Source organism: Paracoccus sp. SSJ, from assembly GCF_030234105.1.
GTDB lineage: Bacteria > Pseudomonadota > Alphaproteobacteria > Rhodobacterales > Rhodobacteraceae > Paracoccus > Paracoccus denitrificans.
The window spans coordinates 17,838-36,020 of record NZ_JASSPE010000030.1 but is presented as its reverse complement, the minus strand read 5'-3'; the positions used below and the strand labels follow the sequence as shown (position 1 = coordinate 36,020).

Below are 18,183 nucleotides of genomic sequence, written 5' to 3'. Positions count from 1 at the left end.
GATCCACATCCGCGTCGCCCTGATGAACCGCTTCAACGCCCTCGGCACCGCCGAGATCGAACGCGTGGCCTGACCTCAGCTGGGGAAAGGGCCATCATGTCCTGAAGCCGACTTCTGCAACAATGCCATCCTGATGCGCGAATTGCTGAGGATCTCAGACCATGTGGGCTGCATCTCGCGCCTGCAGGTCGCCGCCGAGATCGAACTCGGCGCGCTTTGCCTTCTGGACCTGAAACTGCCGGAAACCATACGCTCTATCGGACTGAGCCAGCGCCGAGATTGGTTGCCCACACGCGCTCAGGCGGAGTTCCTCGCCGAACTCCGTGCTGTCATCGCGGAACGGTCACAATCATGATATGTACCACGCATATTTACAGGATACTGAAGGTGCATCAGCCTCGCGTTCAAACGCAGAAAACATTCATCATCTCAAGGAAGTTCCAGCGCAAGCCGTTGCGACTGCTTGATCGGAATACCCCGTTGAGGGCGATGGTCTTTTCTGGGATGAAGATGGTCAACAGCATCAATGCGCAGGATAGATGGACATGATTTCATCCGGCGTTTTCCATGCCTTCCGCCTGAAGCCGGGTGAAAACCTGACCGCCGGACTGCGCGCGGCGTTCGATGCATCGGGGACACGGGCGATGGCGCTCGTGACCTGCGTCGGCAGCCTGACCGATGTCCGCATCCGCCATGCCAACAGCCCCGAGGCAACGGCCTATTCCGGCCATTTCGAGATCACCTCCCTCGTCGGCACCATCGACGCGGCGGGAGAGCATCTGCACCTGACCATCTCGGACGGCGAAGGGCGCTGCTTCGGAGGACACCTGATGCCCGAGGGATCGGCCATCTACACCACCGCCGAGATCGTGGTCCTGGCCCTGCCCGAGCTTGCCTTCAACCGCCTGCCCTGTCCCCTGTCCGGCTATGCCGAACTTGTCGTGACGCAAGATGCATGATGGGCAGCAATCAAGGAACATCCCGATGAATCCAGTGTTTTCCACCCGCATGCTGGTCCTGATGGCGGTCGGCATCGCGGTGAACATGGCCCTTGGCCAGATCGCCCAGGCGGTCAAGCTGCCGATCTTCCTCGATGCCCTGGGGACGATGGTGGTCGCGGTCATGGCCGGGCCGCTGGCAGGGCTGATCACCGGCGTCGCCACCAACCTGATCTGGGGCCTGATCCTGTCGCCGACCGCGGCCGCCTTCGCCCCGGTCGCGGGCGTCATCGGCCTGGCCGCCGGGCTGCTGGCGCGAGCGGGCATGTTCCGCGGCCCGGTCCAGGCAGCGATCTCGGGCGTCGTCATCGCCGTTGCGCTGTCGCTGGTCGCCGTGCCGATCCGGGTCTGGCTGTTCGGCGGCGTGACCGGCAGCGGCGCGGATTTCATCACCGCATGGATGCTGCAAACCGGGCGCGACCTGTTCGGCGCGACCCTCGTCACCGTGATCACCTCGAACCTTGCCGACAAGGTGGTGACCGCTCTGCTGGCCTGGGCGATCCTGCGCGGCCTGCCCTTGCGCATGGCCGGGGACTGGCCATTCCTGCGCCACAGCCGCGCCTGAACCTGCATGGCCGCCGTGCCGGGCCCGCCGAGGCGGCTGCATCCCGTGACCCAGCTGGCGCTCTGCCTGCCGGTCCTGGCGCTGCTGCCCGTGGGAGGACCGGCCGCCCTGGCATTCGCGACCCTCGCCTGCCTTGCCATCGCGGCGGCCTCGGGGCTGGGCTGCTTCGTGCTGCGCCGCATGGCGCTGCTGCTTCTGTCCGTGGCCCTGGCGCTGGCTCTGGTGCATGGCCTGCTGATCGCGCGGGGGCCGGCGACCGTCCTTGGCCCCGTCGCCATCTATCCCGCCGGCCTTGCCCATGCGGGCACGATCCTGCTGCGCCTTGCCGCGCTGCTGGCGGCGGGACTGATGATCGTCGGCTCGACCGCGCCCGGCGAACTGGCCGACGGGCTGGAGGACAAGGGCCTGCCCTCTGGCATCGCCTATCTGCTGACCGCGCCCCTGAGCCTGGCCCAGGGGTTGGCGCTGGAAGGGGCGGCGCTGCGCGATGCGCTGCAACTGCGCGGGTTGCCGCTGAGCGGATCACCACGGCAACGCCTGCGCGCGATCTCGCATATCGCCATCGCGCTGATCCGCCTGCAACTGGTCGAGGCAGCCCCGCGCGCGCAGATGCTGGAGGCACGGGGCTTTCGCAGCCAGCCCTGCCGCACGTTGCTGGCGCCCCCGCCCGACACGCCGGGCCAATACCGGCTGCGGCTGGCCTCGGCGCTGCTGGCCACCTGCATCCTGATCCTGGGGATGTCGGCATGAGCCTGTCTTTGCGGGGCCTGCGCTTTTCCTGGCCGGGCGGGCCAGCCGTCCTCGACGGGCTGGACCTCGACCTTCCGCCCGGTGGCCGGGTCGCGGTGATCGCCGGCAACGGGGCGGGCAAGTCCACGCTGGCCCGCTGTGCCGCGGGCCTTGCCGGCAGCGAGGCCGTGCTGTGGCGGGGGCGGCCACTGTCTGCCCTGGCCGGGACCGAACGCGTGGCGACCGTTCAACTGGTCGGGCAAAGGCCGGACCTGCAACTGTCGGGCCGGGCGGCCACAGTCCGGGCCGAGATCGCCTTCGGGCCGGAAAACCTTGGCCTGCCCCGCAGCCTGATCCTGGACCGGGTCGAGGCGGCCATGGAAGCGATGGGGCTGACGGCCCTGGCCCTGCGCGATCCAAGGCGGCTGTCGGGCGGCGAGACGCAGCGGCTGGCCATCGCCGGTGCGCTGGCGATGCGGCCCGCCCTGCTGATCCTGGACGAGCCGCTGACCGATCTGGACCACGAGGCGCGCGAGGGGCTGACCCAGCGGCTGACCCGGCTTGCGCCCGACATGTCGGTGCTTGCGCTGGACGTCGGCGCGGAGGCCTGGCGCGCACAGGGTTTCCAGCCGATGCAGCTGCGCGACGGCAGGCTGCACCCGTTCCAGGATATGCCGCAACCCTCGCCACCCGCCGCCCGCCCTGCGACAAGCGGGGACATGATCACGATCCGCGACCTGGACTTCGCCCACGACCCGGCGAGGCCGTTGTTTCGGGGGCTGGAGCTGGATCTGCCGCAAGGGGCGGCCGTCGCGATCACCGGACCCAATGGCGCGGGCAAGACGACGCTGATGCGGCTGATCGCCGGCCTGGAGCGGCCTTCGAAGGGCCGGATCACGGTCGCGGGCGTGCAGGTCAGCCGGGCGAAGCCGAAGGAACTGGCGGCGGTTCTGGGAATGGTGCTCCAGAATTCCGACCGACAGTTTCTTGCCGCCACGCTGCTGGACGAGGCGATGATGGCCCCCCGCCTTCATCGCCTGCCCGATCCGCCTGGGCTGGCCCTGCGGGCGCTGGCCGCACTGGGGCTGGAGGCTCTGGCCCTCGCCCATCCGCTGGACCAGCACAACGGCGCGCGCAGGCTGACTGCCGTGGCCGCCGCCCTTGCCCATCGCCCGCGCCTGCTGATCCTCGACGAAACCCAACGCGGCCTCGATCCCCGTCATCAGCGCCGGCTTGAGCGCGCGATCACCGAGTTCACGCAATCCGGCGGAACGGTGCTGTTCGTCTGCCATGACGAGGGATTCGTGAGGCGCAACGCCAGCCACCGGCTGGCGGTATCGGGTGGTCAGATCGGTCTTGGCCGGCTGCTGAAATAACCTTGACTGCGGAATGTTTTTCTACGGTGCTTTCGGGGAGAGCGTGGATATTCACCACATCTTCCCGCAGGACTGGTGTACAAGGCGCAGGGCATCAAGCCTGCCGTGTTCAATTCTATCATCAACAAGACCCCGCTGTCGTATCGCACCAGCAGGATCGTCGGTGGCGTTGCGCCAAGCGAGTATCTGGCGAAGCTGGAAAGCAGAAACAGCTCCACCCCACCAATCTCTAGCAAGAATCTGGATAGCTATCTGCGATCACGCCTCATCAATCCCACTCTCCTCCGTGCCGACAAGTTCGAGGAGTTCATGGAAGGTGGACAAAAGCGCCTGCTTGGTCTGATCGAACAGGCGATGGGCAAGGCTGCCTATAGCGGCAATGTCCCCGAAGAAGGCGAGGACACAAAAACAATCGAAGATGAATCCGAAGTCGCTTTACTCCTTCGCGTCGGCTGACAACAAAAGCCCCGGGCTTTCGCGTCCGGAGCTTTTGTGAATGCTAAACTCATGCGTAAGCCTTTGTTATATATTGATTATTAGAGAGTTATGACAGCGGTGGTTGCGGGGCTGGCAGCACCTGCTGTCCTAAGATCTGTTCTCCCCTGTTCCATCGCAGCACCGAGGAAGTCGATCGACACGCCGCTTAGCTCCGCATAAACCTCCCCGCATTTCTCGCCGGACGCGACGTCCACCTCACCGATGAGGGTGCATAGCGCCTTGGCGAAGCGCACGATATCATGGCTGCAGTTGCCCGCTCATATTCGGATGAACTTCCGGCACATCGGCGGACGTCTCGGCCACGGCAGCAAGCGAGCCGGCTTATCCTTTGATATAGACGGTATGGGTCACGGTAAACTCATACAATCCATGCTTGCCGTCCGCCCCGCCGATGCCGGATTTGCGACGGCCGGCGTGGAAGCCCTGCATTGCCTCGAAATTCTCACGGTTGATATAAGTCTCGCCAAACTTCAACTCGCGCGCCGCTTTCATCGCGGCATTCAGATCGCGGGTATAGATGGACGAGGTCAGGCCATATTCGCTGTCATTGGCCAATGCGATGGCTTCGTCGAGACTGTCGACCGGTTGAACCGGCAGAACCGGACCAAAGGTCTCGCGGCGCATGATGTCCATTTCGGCATTCACCCCGGTAATCAACGTCGGCTCGTAATGGAACCCCTCGGGCAGGTCGGCGAGCTTGCCGCCTGTTACCACGGTCGCCCCCTGCTCGCATGCCCGGTCGACGGCGCCCGCCACCTTGTCCAGACCGGCCCGATTGATCAGAGGGCCCATGTCCAGATCATCCGTGACCGAAGGATCGCCATAGCGCGTTTCCTGAAACAAGGCCGCGAGCTTCTCGACCAGCGCATGGTGGACGGACCGTTCGACATAGACCCGCTCGGCACAATTGCAGACTTGCCCGGTGTTGATCACGCGCGAGGCATGAATCGCCTGCGCGGCCAGGTCGAGATCGGCGTCCTTCAGCACGATGGCCGGAGCCTTGCCGCCCAGTTCCAGGTTGACCTTGGTCAGGTTTCGGCCCGCCGCCTGCATGATATGCGCACCCGTGCCGACGCTGCCGGTAAAGGTGATCAGATCGATGCCGGGATGGGTCACCAATGCCTCGCCGGTTGTCGCGCCACGGCCGCCGATCAGGTTGAAAACCCCCTTCGGCAAGTCCGTTTCCGCCAGCAGTTCGGCGAATAGATAAGCGTTCAGCGGGGTTTCCTCGCTGGGTTTGATGACGATGGTATTGCCAGTCACCAGTGCGGGCGCCATCTTGCGGGCGATCAGGAAGAACGGGAAGTTCCAGGGCAGTATGCCCGCGACCACGCCGATGGGCTTGCGCAACAGCAACATGGTTTCATTCGGGCGATCGCTGGTCAGCACCTCACCCTCGATCCGGCGGGCCCATTCGGCCATGTAGTCGATGTAATCGGCGGTGAAATCGACCTCGACCTGGGCCAGGCCGCGCACTTTGCCCTGCTCCTTGACGATGACGTCGGCCAACTCCAGGCGATGCTCGCGCAGCTTGGCCGAGACCTGGCGCAGATACCCCGCGCGCTCGATGGCGGGCAGCCTTTCCCAGCCGGCCTGCGCATGGCGGGCGGCCTTCACGGCAGCATCGACCTGGTCCGGCCCCGTGTCGGGGATTCGGCCCAGAAGCCTGCCGTTGGCGGGGTTCAGCACCTCGATTACTCCGGTGCCGCTCTCCACGAACGCGCCGTCGATATAGTTGCGGTAGTCCTGCGGCTCACCCTGGAAAGCCTTGGCGGGAATGCGGGTCATATCGGGTTCCTCCTCCGAAGTCATGAAACGGGTCAGGTAGCCGTCGCGCCATAGCGCGGGCGCAGGCGGCTGATGTCGAACACCTTGGCATCGACGCGGGTAGGCTCGCCGGTGATCAGGTCGGCCATCAACTGGCCCGCACCGGGGCCGATGCCGAAGCCGTGTCCCGAAAAGCCCGAGGCGACGTGCAGGCCGGGGACGGTATGGACGGGGCTGATGACCGGGATCGCGTCCGGCGTCGCGTCCATGACGCCCGCCCATTCGCGGCGGACGCGGGCACTCGCGAAGCGCGGAAAGGCACGACCGAGATTCTTCAGCGCCTTGCGGGTAAAGCCGGGCACGGCAGGCGGGTCCATGACCCGGCAGGCCTCGAACGGGGTAGCCTCATCCGCTCGCCAGGATCGCCGGATCATCGCTTCCTGCAGGAAGATCCCGTTCAGGCGCAGGCTCAACTCGCGCCAGGTGGTCAGGAAGGTCGGGAAGAACTCGGTCAGCAACCGGAAATGATCCGGCGTCAGGGGGGCAAGGTTCTTGTTCCTGACCGCCACGGTAAACCCGCCATCCAGCCGCTTGCGATAGGCAAAGTCCCCTGCCCCGACCGGCATGTCCGTCAGCCCTTCGATCCCGTCTACGCAGGCCACCGGGCCGATCACCTTCAGTTGCGGAAAATCCAGCCCCATGTTGCCAAGAAACAGCCGCGACCAGATCCCCCCGGCGACGACCGCCGCCTGGCAACGGATCGTGCCGCGTTCGGTCACCACGGCGCTGACCCGCCCGGCCGAGGTCTCGACCGTCCGCACCGCGCAGCCGGTCAGGATATGGGCGCCCTTTTCGCGTGCGGCCTCGGCGATGGCGGGAACTGCGATCCACGGTTCGGCCCGCCCGTCCGAGGCAGTATGCAGCACGCCCAGGATACCGCCATTGTTGCCCGGCAGCTTTTCGGCGATCTCGGCCTGCGACAGCATCCGCGCGTCCAGCCCGTGGCGGCGGCCGATCTCTTCCCAGGCCAGCCAGCCTTTCAGGTCGCGACGATTATAAGACAGGTAGCTGATGCCGGTGCGGCGCCAGCCGGTGTCGCGCCCGATGCGTTCGTTCATCTGCGACCACATCTCGACCGAATGCATACACAGGGGCAATTCGCGTTCATCCCGGCCCATCTGCCGCGTCCAGCCCCAGTTGCGGCTGGACTGTTCACCCGCGATCACGCCCTTTTCGCAAAGCGCGACCGAGATCCCGCGTTCGGCCAGTTCCAACGCGGTGGTGACTCCGATGATGCCCCCGCCGACGATCACCACATCGACCGCAGCAGGAAGGGTATCGTCACCTGGAAAGGGGGCGACGGGAATGGAAAGCGTGGACATGGATGTTGGCTCGCATCGTCAGAATGGGGACTGGCGTCATTGCCAGTCTTCCCCGGAATCGAGGACAAAATGATCGTCCGAGATTTCAAGATAGCGCCGGGCGGGGCGACGATAGTCCGGCGGGCGGACGGGGCTGCGCAGTTCGGTGACTACAGCTGCACCGCGCTGGTGACGCCGGGCCGGATCGGGCACCGGAACCGCACCCAGCAACCGCCGCGTATAGGGATGGCGCGGATTCTCGAAAATGGCCGCGCGCGGGCCGATCTCGACGATCTCGCCCAGATACATCACCGCGATCCGGTGGCTGATGCGTTCGACCACCGCCATGTCATGGCTGATGAACACGAAGCCCAGCCCCATTTCCTGTTGCAGGTCCATCATCAGGTTGACGACCTGCGTCTTCATCGTCACGTCCAGCGCCGAAACCGCCTCATCGGCCACGATGACCTTGGGCTTCATCACCAGGGCCCGCGCGACGCAGATGCGCTGACGCTGGCCTCCCGAGAACTCATGCGGATAGCGCCCGGCCATTTCCGGCTGCAACCCGACGCGGGTCAGCAGCGATGCGGCAATCTCGCGTTGCTCGGTCGCGCTCGCCTTGCCGTGGATGCGCAACGGCTCGGTTATCGCCTCTCCGATGCGCAGGCGGGGGTTCAGGCTGGCATAAGGATCCTGGAAGATCATCTGGATGTCATGGGCGCGTTCGACCGCCGGGATGGCGCCCAACTCGCGCCCGGCCAGCACGACCCGGCCTTCGTCGCGGTCGTGCAGCCCGGTGATCAGCTTGCCGGTGGTCGATTTCCCGCAACCGGATTCGCCGACGATGGACAGCGTCTCTCCCTGTCGCAGGGTAAAGCTGACGCCTTCGACCGCATGAACGCGGGCGATGGTGCGCTTCAGAAGCTTGCTCTGGATGGCAAAGCGCTTGGAAAGGTCGCTGACCTGCAACAGATAGGGCGGCCCCTCGCGCAGCGTGTTGGGACGACGCTCGGGCTCACGCAGCTTGCCGCTGGCGATGTCGAAGACCGGATAGGGCGTCGGCATCGCATTGCCGGTCATCGAGCCCAGACGGGGCACGGCAGAAAGCAGCGCACCGGTATAAGCCTTGGCAGGGTGGCGGAAAATCTGCTCGGTCGTGCCGGATTCGATTACGTCGCCGTGATACATGACCAACGTGCGGTCCGAGACCTCGGCCACGACGCCCATGTCATGGGTGATGAAGATCACTCCCATGCCGCTTTCGGCCTGCAGCTCCTTGATCAGGTCCAGGACCTGCGCCTGGATCGTCACGTCCAGTGCCGTCGTCGGTTCATCGGCGATCAGCAGATCGGGCTGGCAAGCCAGGGCGGCCGCGATCATGACCCGCTGCCTCATGCCGCCGGAAAACTGGTGCGGGAAATCGTCGTAGCGGCTTTTTGCCGAGGGAATGCGCACGCGATCCATCATCGCCAGCGCCTCGGCGCGGGCCTCGGCCTTGCCGATACGACGATGCGTCAGGATCGATTCGGCGATCTGCGCGCCGATGGTCATCACCGGGTTCAACGAGGTCATCGGCTCCTGGAAGATCATCGAGATCCGGTCGCCCCGGATGCGCTCCATCTGGCGTTCGTCCAATTGCAGCAGGTCGATGCCCCGGAACAGCGCCTGCCCCGAGATGCGCGAATTGTCGCGCGGCAGCAGCTGCATCAGCGCCATCGAGGTCACGCTTTTGCCCGAGCCGGATTCACCGACGATGGCCAGCGTCTCGCCCCCGCTGACCGAGAAGCCGACATCGCGGACAACATCGTTCCATTGGCCGCCGCGGCGAAAGCCCACGGTCAGGCCCTGGACCTGCAGCAGCGGATGTTCTGCGGATTGCGTCACCGTCATGTTCTCCCGATCGCGGCTCATGCGCCCGATTCCCGTCTGGGATCGAAGAGCTGCCGCAGGTGGTCGCAAAAAGCGTTCAGGACCAGCACCAGCACGACCAGCGACAGGCAGGGCGCCAGCAGCAGCCATGGTTCCTGCGCGAATGTCGAGCGTGCGGTGCCGATCATCATGCCCAGGGACGGCTGTGGCGGCAGCACGCCCAGGCCCAGGAACGACAGGCCGGATTCCAGGATCACCGACATCACCACGACGAAGCTGAACTGCACGAACAGCGGTCCGACGATATTGGGCAGGATCGTGCGAAAGATGATGCGGGTCGCCGATGCACCCATCAGGCGCGTGGCATCGACGTAATCCTGCCCGCGCACGGTCATCACGCTGGCATGGGCCACGCGGGTGAAGCTGGGCACGAAGACCAGGGCCAGCACCGGCACCAGCGTGGACGGGCCGGCACCGTAAAGCGTCGCGGCCAGCATCGCCAGCAGCAGCGGCGGAAAGCACAGGATCACATCCATCACGCGCATCGACAGCGCCTCGGAAAAGCCGCGGACATACCCCGCGACCACGCCGACCGAGACACCGATCACCGCCGAGATCATCGCCGCGCCTCCCGAGATCAGGATGGCCGAGCGCAGCGCGTGGACCAGCCGCGACAGCAGGTCGCGCCCGTACTCGTCCTGTCCCAGCGGATGCGCTGCCGAGGGTCCGCCAAACCGCGCCGCCACGTCCATGGCCAGAGGATCGGCCAGAGGCAGCAGCGGCCCGATAAAGGCTATGGCCAGGATCAGCGCCAGCAGGATGCCCGATGGACTTTGGAAAGCCTGTTTCATTTGCGCACCCTCGGGTCGGTGATGCCGTAGATGATGTCGACCAGCAGGTTCAGCCCGATATAGAAGGCCGAGACGACGACCAGCACGCCAGTGACCACCGGGTAGTCGCGCGCGTTCACGCCCGCGACCAGCATTCCGGACAGGCCGGGCCAGTTGAACACGGTCTCGACCAGCACCGTGCCGGCCAGGAGGCCGCCCAGTTGCAGCGCGAACACGGTGATGACCGGCATCAGCGCATTGCGCAGGGCATGGCGGATGATCACCCGGCGGGCGGGAACCCCCTTGGCCCGCGCCGTGCGGATGAAATCCAGCGGCAGCACGTCCAGCATCGACGCCCTGGTGATGCGAAAGACGATGGCGGACAGGCCGATGGCGATGGTCGCGGCCGGCAGGACCAGCAGTTGCAGATGCTTGCCCGGATCGCGCGAAAACGGCACGAAGCCTCCCGCCGGCAGCCAACCCAGGACCTGGGCGAACAGGACCACGAGCAGCGTGCCCAGCACGAAGACCGGCACCGACTGCGCCGTCCCTGCCACCACCGCCGCACCCCGCGAGAAGCGGCCCCTGGGGCGCAGCGCCGACAGCACCCCCGCCGGAATGCCGATCAGGAGGCTGAGGATGCCCGCCGCCGCGATCAGTTCCAGCGTGCGCGGCAGGCGGCGCATCACCTCCTGGCCGACCGAGCTGCCATCGACCATCGAGGCGCCCAGATCGCCTCTCAGAATCCCCATGACGTTGTGGGAATACTGCTCGGGCAGCGGGCGATCGAGGCCGAGCTGCTCGCGCAGCATCTGCACCATCAGGGGATCGGGCGAACCGCCGTCCTGCGCCAGAAGCAGTTCGGCCGGATCGCCCGGCACGAAATGGATGGACAGGAAGACCAAGGAAACAACCACCCAAAGCATGACGAGGCTTTGGGCCAATCGTCGGACAAACCACCCCATCAGGTCGCCTTTCGTCTGGTTATCGGACGCTGGACCGTTCAGCCCAGCTTCAGCTTGTCGAACAGCACCGAGGAGAATGGAGACAGTTGGTCGGGCAACATGGCGAGATCCTGCACGCTCGCCTTGGCGGCGAAACCCGTCGCGCGATAGCACAGGCCGCAGAAGGTGGTCGCCTCCAGCACCATCTGGTCGGCCCGGCGATAGATATCCACGCGCTTGGCTTCATCCATCTCGCTGCGCCCCTGCGCCAATGCCTCGCTGAGGCCCTCGACCTCGAAATTGCGGCTGCGCAGGTAAGTGGGCGACAGCGAGGGATCGACCAGCGTCGTGACCGCATCGGGGTCGAGGTTGTCCAGCCCGATGCCCTGCACCGCGAAATCGCCCGCGCCCTGGTTGCCAAGGTTCACCCGCGTCGCCCAATCGGGCATTGTCAGGTTGACGGTGATGCCGATCTCGGCCAGTTGCGCCTGCACCAGCACCGCCGTGTCGCGATGCATCGAATATTGCGACGTCGAAAGAAGCGAGACGGTCAAGCCGTTCTCGTGGCCGGCCTCTTTCAGCAACGCCTTGGCGCGTTCGGGGTCATAGCCCCAGAAGGCGGCCTGGTCGTCATGGCGGTAGGGGCTGCCGGCGGCGCGCGGCAGGCCCGTCATCTCGGCGCCGAAGCCGAAGAAGATCGACTTGACGAACTCGTCGCGGCGCAGGCCGAAGGCCACCGCCTGCCGCAGGCGCGGATCGGCAAAGACGCCGCCGCCGTTGAAGCTGAGATACATGAAGGCGCCCGCATCGACCTTGTGCAAAGCCAACGCCGGATCGGCCTCGATCGCGGCCATGGCCGACCAGGGCACATAGTCGATCATGTCCACATCGCCCGCGTTCAGCGCCGCTACCCTGGCGCTTTCATCGACATAGGGCGTGATGGTGATGCCGGCCAGGGTGGGCAGGCCGGGCTTGAAGTAATGCTCGTTCGGCTCCAACTCGATCGAGACGCCCTTTTCCGCATAGGCGATGCGATAGGGACCGGCGCCGATCCCCTGATCCTCGGCATCGGTCGAACCGGCCTTGAGGATCGAGAGGAACGGAAACGTCATCAGCGCCGGCAGCGTGGCCAGCGGTTCATCCGTGGTCAGGCGGAAATTGCGCTCGTCTATGACCTCGAAGCCGGTGACGGGGCGCAGGGCGTCGAACATATAGGCGCCCGAACCGTCTGCCTGGATCTGCTGGAAGGTCCATTCCACATCCTGCGCCGTGACCGGGCTGCCGTCGTGGAAATGCGATTCGCGCAGGGTAAAGCGCCATGTCTCGGGGGTCTCGTTTTCCCAGCTTTCGGCCAGTTCGCCCACCACCTGCCCCTGCTCGTCGTAGTTGATTAGGGTGCGATTGATCAGCGAACACAGCAGATGCCCCGAATAGCCGACATTCACCCAAGGACGCAGATGTGGCGGATAGGTCGAAAGCCCGACCCGCAGGGTCTGCCCCCCTTGCGCCTGGGCGAAACGCCCGCCAAGCGCCAGCACCGCGCCCGACATCGTGGCGATCTTCAACAAGTTCCGTCTGTTCAATTGCATGACCTTGCTTCCCTGCTGTCGCCCCTGTGCCAGGGCGGTTTTCCAAGGCCCCTTCGACAGGTCCGCATGGGAGGTGCCGCCGGGCTTTCACTGGTGGAAGGGTAGCGATTCATTTTTTCCTCGGTCAAGTATATTCCATTTATCAGATGACAATTTATAATGTATTCTTATTAAAGGAATAATGCACATCGCACTGCTCATCTTTTGGGCAGATTCCTGGGCTTCATACTCTTTTAATTCTTATAATCAGAATATATTATAGTTTTTATACCTGATTCAAGAATATGATTGACCATGGGAGCGCTCTGTCCTGATATGGCTCCATGTCAAACCAGGGCAGACGGGCCGGCGCCGAGGGGCTGCCGCGCCTGAACGCCTAGCAACGAATGCAGGAAAAAAAACCCATGACTTGGCGTATCGGCGTGGATTCGGGCGGCACCTTCACGGATGTCTGCCTCTTCGATGACACCTCGGGCGAGGTAACGATCTGGAAAGTCTCATCGACCCCCGACGATCCGTCGCGCGGCATTACGCAAGGGGTAGCCGAAGGGCTGGAACAGGTTTCTGCCAGCGCCGAGACCATCAGCTTCCTGGGACATGGCACGACCGTTGCCACCAATGCGCTGATCCAGGGCCGCGGGGTCAAGACCGGCCTCATCACCACCGACGGCTTCCGCGACTTGCTGGAAATCGGCCGCCAGAAACGGCCCGACCTTTATGACCTGCAAGCCGACAAGCCCGAAACCCTGGTCACGCGCGACCTGAGTCTGGGCGTGGCCGAGCGCGTGCGCGCCGACGGCTCGGTCGAAGAGGCGCTGGACGAAGGCGCCTTCCGCGAAGCGGTGCGGGAACTGAAGGCACAGGGGGTCAAATCGGTCGCGGTCAGTTTCCTCTACAGCTTTCTCAACGACGCGCATGAGCGCCGTGCGGCCAAGATCATCGCCGAGGAGTTCCCTGACGCCTTCACCGCGATCTCCTCCGATATCGCGCCCGAGTTCCGCGAATACGAGCGCCTGTCCACCACGGTCGTCAACGCCTATCTGGGCCCGGTGATGCAGGGCTATGTCCGCGCGCTGAAGAAGAAGCTGACCGATCTGGGCCTGAAGGTCGCGCCGCAACTGACGCAGTCGAACGGCGGCGTGATCGCCTTCGACACGGCGGCGGAAATGCCGGTGCGCACAGTGCTTTCCGGTCCCTCGACCGGCGTGGTCGCCGCGCAGGCCATCGGGCGGATGACCGGCATCGACAACCTGATCACCTTCGACATGGGCGGCACCAGTTCCGACGTCGCGCTGCTCTCGGGCGGCGAATGCCGCGTGGTCAACGAGGCCGTGGTCCATGGCTATCCCCTGAAGGTGCCGATGCTGGACATCCATACGGTGGGCGCAGGCGGCGGCTCGATCGCCTATGTCGACAACGGCGGGCTGCTGAAGGTCGGACCGAGAAGCGCGGGCGCCAATCCCGGCCCGGCCTGCTATGGGCTAGGCAATGACGAACCCACCGTCACCGACGCCAATGTGGTCTTGCAGACGCAGAACCCCGAATATCTGCTGAACGGGCGGATGAAGATCGACCGCACCCTGTCCGCGGCCGCGATCCAGAAGCTGGCCGACAGGCTGGGCATGGAGATGCTGGAGACCGCAAACGGCATCCTCGACATCGTCGTCGCCAACATGGCCAAGGCGATCCGGGTGATCTCGGTCCAGCGGGGACATGATCCGCGCGACTATACGCTGGTCGCTTTCGGCGGGGCGGGGCCGGTCCAGGCCGCGCGCCTGGCGCGCGAACTGGGCATGAGCCGGGTACTGATCCCGCGCACGCCGGGCGTGCTATGCGCGCTGGGGCTGCTGATGACCGACCTGCGCAGCGACTTCTCGGCAACCAGCCTGATGCGACTGGACCAGGCGACGCCCGAACAGGTCCAGGCGATCTTCGACGACCTGCGCGCCCGCGCCCGCGCCTGGTTCGAGGCCGAAGGCATCGCGCATCCCGCCCGTGTCCTGAATCTTGCCGTCGACGTGCGCTATGCCGGACAGAACTATGAAATCGCCGTGGCTCTTCCCAACGGCCCCGTCGACGCCGCAACCTTCGACACCATCCGCGAGGGTTTCCTGGCCGCGCATCGCCAGCTCTACGGTTTCGTGGCCGAGGGCGAGCCGATGCAGCTTGTCACTTTCCGCGCCGCCGCCAGCGGGCTGGTGCAAAAGGCCGATTTCGTGCCCCAGCCGCTGGAAGGCGACGATGCCCGCGCGGCCGTCACCGGCTCGCGGCCCGTCTGGATGCTCGAGGCGCGCGATTTCGTCGAGACCACTCTTTACGACCGCGCATTGCTGAAGCCGGGCAATGTCGTCCGCGGCCCGGCGATCATCGACCAGATGGATTCCACCAGCGTCGTTCCCCCCGGCATGGCCGCGACGGTCGATCCCTATCTGAACCTCATCCTGGAGGCAGCCAAGTGAACATGATCCCCCAAGTGAAACTGAACCCGATCACCGTCGAGGTCATCGGTTCGGCCTTCGCCTCGACGGTCGAGGAAATGGGCGAGGCGCTGGTGCGCGCCTCTTATTCCACCAATATCAAGGAGCGTCGCGACTGTTCGACAGCACTGTTCGACGCCGAGGGTCGGATGCTGTGCCAGGCCGAGCATATCCCCATGCATCTGGGCAGCTTCATCGGCTTCGTCCCCTATGTCCTGCGCCATTTCGGGCAAGACGGGATCCAGCCGGGCGACGTGTTCATGGGCAACGACGCCTATGAAGGAGGAGGCACCCACCTGCCCGACATCGTCCTGGCCGAGCCGGTCTTCGTCGAGGGCAAGCTGGTCGCCTGGGCGATCAACACCGCGCATCATTCGGATTTCGCGGATCGCGGCCATGCACATATCTATCAGGAAGGGCTACGCATTCCGCCCGTGAAACTGTACCGGCGGGGCGAGCTGCAAGAGGACATACAGCGCCTGTTCCTGCTGAACTGCCAGGTTCCGGCAGAGCGCATCTCGGACCTGCGGGCACAGTTGGCCGCAAACCGGCTGGGCAATATTCGCATGACCGAGCTTTGCGGCAAATACGGGCTGGACACCGTGCTGGCCGCAGGTTCCGAATTGATGGACTACGCCGAGCGCAAGATGCGCGCCGGCATCAGCGCGATCCCCGACGGGCGCTATGCCTTCTCGGACGTCTTCGACAGCGAATCGCTGGAGACGCCATTGGAAATGTCTGTGACCATCGAGGTCAGGGGCGACGAGATCGCGCTGGATTTCACCAGCCCGCCGCAGGTCCGCGCCGGCCTGAACGTCGTCTATACCGCACTGCTGGCGACGGTCTATTACGCGGTCAAGACCGTCGTGGACCCGACGGTCCTGCCGAATGCGGGCCTGGCCCGGCCGATCACCGTCACGGCCCGCGAAGGCACGATGCTGCGCTGCGCCCATCCGGCGGCTGTCGATGGCCGCATCACCGCCTGCCAGCGGGTCGTAGACCTGATCCACGGCGCACTGGCCCCGGTCGTGCCCCACCGTGTCACCGCAGCCTCGAACGGCTCGGTCGCGGTCGCCAGCTTCGACGGGCGGCGCGAGGATGGCTCGCTGTGGGTCTATCTGGAAACGATCGGCGGCGGGTTCGGCGCGCGCCACAACAAGGACGGACTGGACGGCGTGCATGTGCACATGACCAACACCTCGAACCTGCCGGTCGAGGCGCTCGAGAACGAATATCCCATCACGCTCCGGCGCTATGAACTGGTGGACGGCTCGGGCGGGAACGGGCAATTCGTCGGCGGCATGGGCCTGCGCCGCGTCTATCGCGCCGAAAAGCCCTGCCGCGTGCAGGTGATGGGCGCACGCCTGACCTCGCAGCCCTGGGGGCTGGACGGCGGAAATCCGGGCGCCAGCGGCTACTTCACCCTGAACGGCGCGCGCAGCGGGTTCGAGCGCGCGTCCGTGGACCTGGCGCCGGGCGACATCCTCGAGATCGTGACCCCCGGCGCGGGAGGCTATGGCGACCCGGCCCTGCGTGATGCGACATCCCGCGTGCGGGACTTGCGGGAAAAACGCTTTGCATAGAGGCGCAATGCTTGACTTGCCCGCCGTTCCGGCCAAACCCGGATGGCGGGCAGACCTCAGCTGGAGCGACATTTGGCCAGACAATCCTCTTCGAATGCCGGGCGGGCGGCGGAAATCCTGATCCTGCTGGGACAGGCCGACCGCAAGGGCATGGCGCTGGCGGCCCTGGCAGCCGCCACGGGCGAGGCGAAATCCTCGGTCCACCGGACACTGGTGGCATTGGCCGAATACGGGCTGGTCGTGCAAAACGGCAATCGCGGCAATTACATGCTGGGTCCGGCCACCTATGCGCTGGCTCATCGCAGCCTTGGCGTGAACGAGATCGTCGCCACATATCGCCCGGCCCTCATCGACATCACCGGGCGCACCCAATTCTCGACCTATCTCATGGTGCGTTCAGGGCTGGATACGATCTGCCTGGATTACCAGATGGGTCAGATCGTCGCGCAACCCTATGTCTCGGGCATCGGCGGGCGGATCCCGATGGGGGTCGGCATCTCGGGTGTCTGCATTCTCGGCATGATGGACGCACGCAGCCGCGACCGCTGCCTGGACCTGCTGGAGGATCGCCTGGCCCAATGGGATCTGACCCGGCCGCAAATCGAAGCGGAAATAGCCGAGTTTCAGCGCCTGGGCTTCATGCGGGGCATCCGCCGCAGCGCGGGCATCGAAAGCCTGACGCTGACCGTGCCGATCAACAATGACCACCTGCGCGGGATGGAGACCGCGATTTCGCTTCTGGCACCGCTGAACGTCCTTGACGCCGCTGGCGAGCGGGCGGCGATCGCCGTCATGCGCGACGCCATCTCGACGGCCGAGCGACATGCCAGTTCCCCGACCCGCAGCGACGATATGTCTGGCAGATGACCCGAATGGAAGAAAGCATGACGCGAACCGTGATGATTTCCGGCGCCTCGCGCGGGATTGGCGCCGCGATTGCGCAACGGATGCAGGCGGCGGGCTGGAATGTCAGCCTCGGCCTGCGCCGTCCCGAGACGGCAGGCCCTGACACGCCGCAGCGCCTTGCCTGCCGCTATGACGCGCTGGAGCCGGATTCGGAGCGCGCCTGGATCCGCGCAACCATCGCCCGGTTCGGCCGGCTGGATGGGCTGGTGCTGAGCGCCGGCATCCACAGCCGCGCCACCGTGCTGGAGGCCGCCGACGAGGAATTCGATCAGTTGATCGCAGTGAACGTGAAATCGCCGATGCGGCTGGCCCGGCTTGCATGGCCGCATCTTGAAGCCCTGCCGGACGGCAAGCCGCATCCTGGCCGGATCGTGCTGATGTCCTCGCTGTCGGGCAAGCGGGTGAAATCGGCAGGTTCGGGCCTTTACGGCATTTCCAAGTTCGCGCTGATGGGGCTGGCGCAGGGCCTGCGACAATGCGGGCGCGACAATCGCGTGCGCACCACCGCGATCTGTCCCAGCTTTGTCGCGACGGACATGGCGGCAGGCGTCGTCCAGGACATGTCCGAACTGACCCGGCCCGAAGACATCGCCGCCATCGTGGAAACCGTCCTGGGCCTGCCTCCCACCGCCTCGGTCGCCGACATTCCCGTCCACTGGTCGGTCGAGGATTGCTATTGAGGAACATGGCC

16 protein-coding genes are annotated in these 18,183 nt (G+C 65.2%); 10 read left to right on the top strand and 6 right to left on the bottom strand.

What is annotated here, in order from left to right:
- Positions 1-133: 133 nt before the first annotated feature.
- From QPR87_RS21345 to QPR87_RS21320, 6 genes are all read left to right on the top strand, one after another.
- Positions 134-355 (top strand): type 2 periplasmic-binding domain-containing protein, encoded by a 222-nt coding sequence (locus tag QPR87_RS21345; protein WP_285051275.1) that lies wholly within the window; start codon positions 134-136, stop codon positions 353-355.
- A gap of 190 nt (positions 356-545) precedes the next feature.
- Positions 546-959 carry a PPC domain-containing DNA-binding protein gene (locus tag QPR87_RS21340; protein ID WP_285051274.1) on the top strand — a complete coding sequence of 138 codons (414 nt, stop codon included), beginning with the start codon at positions 546-548 and terminating at the stop codon, positions 957-959.
- Between the two features lie 25 nt (positions 960-984).
- Complete coding sequence (locus tag QPR87_RS21335; RefSeq protein ID WP_285051273.1) at positions 985-1,563, top strand: ECF transporter S component; 579 nt, start codon at positions 985-987, stop codon at positions 1,561-1,563.
- A gap of 6 nt (positions 1,564-1,569) precedes the next feature.
- A complete protein-coding gene (locus tag QPR87_RS21330; RefSeq protein WP_285051272.1) occupies positions 1,570-2,313 on the top strand; it encodes an energy-coupling factor transporter transmembrane component T family protein in 744 nt (247 codons plus the stop codon).
- Positions 2,310-3,668: an ATP-binding cassette domain-containing protein gene (locus QPR87_RS21325; RefSeq protein WP_285051271.1), complete on the top strand. Its 1,359-nt coding sequence runs from the start codon at positions 2,310-2,312 to the stop codon at positions 3,666-3,668. Before QPR87_RS21330 ends, QPR87_RS21325 begins: the two co-directional genes overlap by 4 nt.
- Positions 3,669-3,743: 75 nt before the next feature.
- Positions 3,744-4,124 (top strand): hypothetical protein, encoded by a 381-nt coding sequence (locus tag QPR87_RS21320; protein ID WP_285051270.1) that lies wholly within the window; start codon positions 3,744-3,746, stop codon positions 4,122-4,124.
- Positions 4,125-4,487: 363 nt separating this feature from the next.
- On the opposite strand, the gene aldA is transcribed toward QPR87_RS21320, so the two are convergent.
- The 6 genes from aldA to QPR87_RS21290 are packed head-to-tail and all read right to left on the bottom strand — an operon-like array spanning position 4,488 to position 12,526.
- Positions 4,488-5,954 carry an aldehyde dehydrogenase gene (gene aldA, locus QPR87_RS21315; RefSeq protein WP_285051269.1) on the bottom strand — a complete coding sequence of 489 codons (1,467 nt, stop codon included), beginning with the start codon at positions 5,952-5,954 and terminating at the stop codon, positions 4,488-4,490.
- A gap of 32 nt (positions 5,955-5,986) precedes the next feature.
- Entirely contained in the window at positions 5,987-7,315 is a 1,329-nt protein-coding gene (locus QPR87_RS21310) for an NAD(P)/FAD-dependent oxidoreductase (RefSeq protein ID WP_285051268.1), read from the bottom strand.
- A 36-nt stretch (positions 7,316-7,351) separates the two neighbouring features.
- Complete coding sequence (locus tag QPR87_RS21305; RefSeq protein WP_285051267.1) at positions 7,352-9,205, bottom strand: ABC transporter ATP-binding protein; 1,854 nt, start codon at positions 9,203-9,205, stop codon at positions 7,352-7,354.
- Entirely contained in the window at positions 9,202-10,014 is an 813-nt protein-coding gene (locus tag QPR87_RS21300) for an ABC transporter permease (protein ID WP_285051266.1), read from the bottom strand. The genes QPR87_RS21305 and QPR87_RS21300 overlap by 4 nt, the downstream gene beginning before the upstream one ends.
- The gene (locus tag QPR87_RS21295) at positions 10,011-10,958 is read right to left on the bottom strand and encodes an ABC transporter permease (RefSeq protein ID WP_036752900.1); all 948 of its coding nucleotides are present in this window, start codon (positions 10,956-10,958) and stop codon (positions 10,011-10,013) included. The genes QPR87_RS21300 and QPR87_RS21295 overlap by 4 nt, the downstream gene beginning before the upstream one ends.
- Positions 10,959-10,996: 38 nt before the next feature.
- On the bottom strand, positions 10,997-12,526 hold the full coding sequence (locus QPR87_RS21290; protein ID WP_285051265.1) for an ABC transporter substrate-binding protein: 1,530 nt from the start codon (positions 12,524-12,526) through the stop codon (positions 10,997-10,999).
- A 404-nt stretch (positions 12,527-12,930) separates the two neighbouring features.
- On the opposite strand from QPR87_RS21290, the gene QPR87_RS21285 reads away from it, so the two are divergent.
- The 4 genes from QPR87_RS21285 (at position 12,931) to QPR87_RS21270 (ending at position 18,172) form a co-directional block, all read left to right on the top strand.
- Positions 12,931-14,985 carry a hydantoinase/oxoprolinase family protein gene (locus tag QPR87_RS21285; protein ID WP_285051264.1) on the top strand — a complete coding sequence of 685 codons (2,055 nt, stop codon included), beginning with the start codon at positions 12,931-12,933 and terminating at the stop codon, positions 14,983-14,985.
- Between the two features lie 2 nt (positions 14,986-14,987).
- The gene (locus QPR87_RS21280; protein ID WP_072463432.1) at positions 14,988-16,586 is read left to right on the top strand and encodes a hydantoinase B/oxoprolinase family protein; all 1,599 of its coding nucleotides are present in this window, start codon (positions 14,988-14,990) and stop codon (positions 16,584-16,586) included.
- Between the two features lie 72 nt (positions 16,587-16,658).
- Entirely contained in the window at positions 16,659-17,453 is a 795-nt protein-coding gene (locus QPR87_RS21275; RefSeq protein WP_052095806.1) for a helix-turn-helix domain-containing protein, read from the top strand.
- A 17-nt stretch (positions 17,454-17,470) separates the two neighbouring features.
- Positions 17,471-18,172 carry an SDR family NAD(P)-dependent oxidoreductase gene (locus tag QPR87_RS21270; RefSeq protein ID WP_208021329.1) on the top strand — a complete coding sequence of 234 codons (702 nt, stop codon included), beginning with the start codon at positions 17,471-17,473 and terminating at the stop codon, positions 18,170-18,172.
- Positions 18,173-18,183 lie beyond the last annotated feature (11 nt).